The 1,713-nt window shown below is 71.3% G+C and carries 2 protein-coding genes; both read left to right on the top strand.

The window, feature by feature from the left end:
* Positions 1-104: 104 nt before the first annotated feature.
* Positions 105-509, top strand: coding sequence for a GFA family protein (locus tag AC1DZ6_RS24690; RefSeq protein WP_477099738.1), 405 nt, complete (start codon positions 105-107; stop codon positions 507-509).
* An 8-nt stretch (positions 510-517) separates the two neighbouring features.
* On the top strand, positions 518-1,555 hold the full coding sequence (locus AC1DZ6_RS24685; RefSeq protein WP_477099737.1) for a beta-eliminating lyase-related protein: 1,038 nt from the start codon (positions 518-520) through the stop codon (positions 1,553-1,555).
* The last annotated feature ends 158 nt before the right edge of the window (positions 1,556-1,713 follow it).

Below are 1,713 nucleotides of genomic sequence, written 5' to 3'. Positions count from 1 at the left end.
GGCACAAGGCCCGGGATGACGGTGGGGTAGGGGCGATAGAGCAAACGGCGTTCTTCGTGCAATCTCCTCCCAAAGGCCCGTCGAGGCCCCACGGAGGAAGCACCATGAGCATCGAAGGCGGCTGCCAGTGCGGCGCGATCCGCTACCGGATCGAGGGTGAGCTGATGGGGTCGGGCGTCTGCCATTGCCGGCAGTGCCAGTACTCGACCGGCGGCGGGCCCAACTCGGTGGCCCTGGCGCCCAAGGCGGGGTTCACGGTCACCAAGGGCGAGCCCAAACGCTACACCCGCAAGGGCGGCAGCGGCGGCGAGGTGGCCCAGGTGTTCTGCGGCGACTGCGGTTCGCCCCTGTGGTCCGAGGCCGCCCTCCCCTTCCTGCCGGTCAAGGCCGGCAGCCTGGACGATCCGTCGATCCTCGAACCGGCCATCCATCTCTGGACGAGCGAGGCCCAGCCGTGGCATCGGATCGAGCCTGGCCGCATGGCCTTCCCGGAAAACCCGCCCCGCTGAGATCCCGAATGGCCCGCTACGACTTCGCCTCCGACAACGTCGCCGGCGCCATGCCGGAAGTCATCGAGGCGATCGTCGCCGCCAACGCCGGGACGGCGTCGGGCTATGGGACCGACCATGTCAGCGCCGCGGCCGCCGACCGCATCCGCGCCCTGCTGGACGCCGACGCCGAGGTGCGGTTCACCGCCTCGGGCACGGCGGCCAACGCCTTCGCCCTGACGTGCCTGGCCCAGCCGCACGAGGCGGTGCTGGCCCACGAGCACGCCCACATCTGCACCGACGAGACCGGCGCGCCGGGCTTCTTCGGCCAGGGCGTGGGCCTGATCGGCCTGGMCGGCGCCTCGGGCAAGATCGCCCTGCCGGGGCTGGAGCTGGCCCTGAACGAACCGGACGTCTCGTACCGCCAGCCGGCCGCCGCCCTGTCGCTGACCAACGCCACCGAGTACGGCACCGTCTATTCCGCCGACGACCTGGCCGCTTTGATCGCGCCGGTGAAGGCCAAGGGCTACGGCGTCCATCTGGACGGCGCGCGCCTGGCCAACGCCGTGGCGGCGGGCTTCGACCTCAAGCGGGTGGCCCAGATCGGCGTCGACATCCTGGTGATCGGCGGCACCAAGGCCGGCTCGACCCCGACCGAGGCCGTGGTGTTCCTGAACAAGGCCCTGGCCCGCCGCCTGGACGCCCGCCTCAAGCACGCCGGCCAGCTGGTCTCCAAGGGCCGGTTCCTGAGCGCCCCGTGGCTGGGCCTGCTGGGCGAGAACGCCGACGGCGGCCCCTCTTCTTACGGGGGAGCATGGGCGGCCCGCGCGGCCCACGCCAACGCCATGGCCCAGAAGCTGGCCGGCCTGATGCCCTTCCCTCTGCGCCACCCGGTCGAGGCCAACGGCCTGTTCGTCGACATGGACGACGCGGCCCTGGAGCGGCTGCGCGAGCGGGGCTGGTTCGTCTACCGTTTCCTGGACGGCACGGCCCGCTTCATGTGCTCGTGGGCCACGACGCCGGAGATGGTCGAGGAGCTGGGCGAGGCGCTGAAGGCGGTGGCGTAGGGGCTATGGCCATTCAAGCCTGACTTCATTTCAGCCGTCATTCCCGCCCTTGTGGCGGGAACCCCTGGTTCAGCTGACGGTGAGACGCCTTGGCGCGCCCGCGCGCCACACCACTGCCCATGCGGCGGACAGAGGGGTTCCCGCCACAAGGGCGGGCA

The organism is Caulobacter sp. P1_B12_2, assembly GCF_056406675.1.
This window is presented reverse-complemented; position numbering and strand designations above follow the sequence as displayed.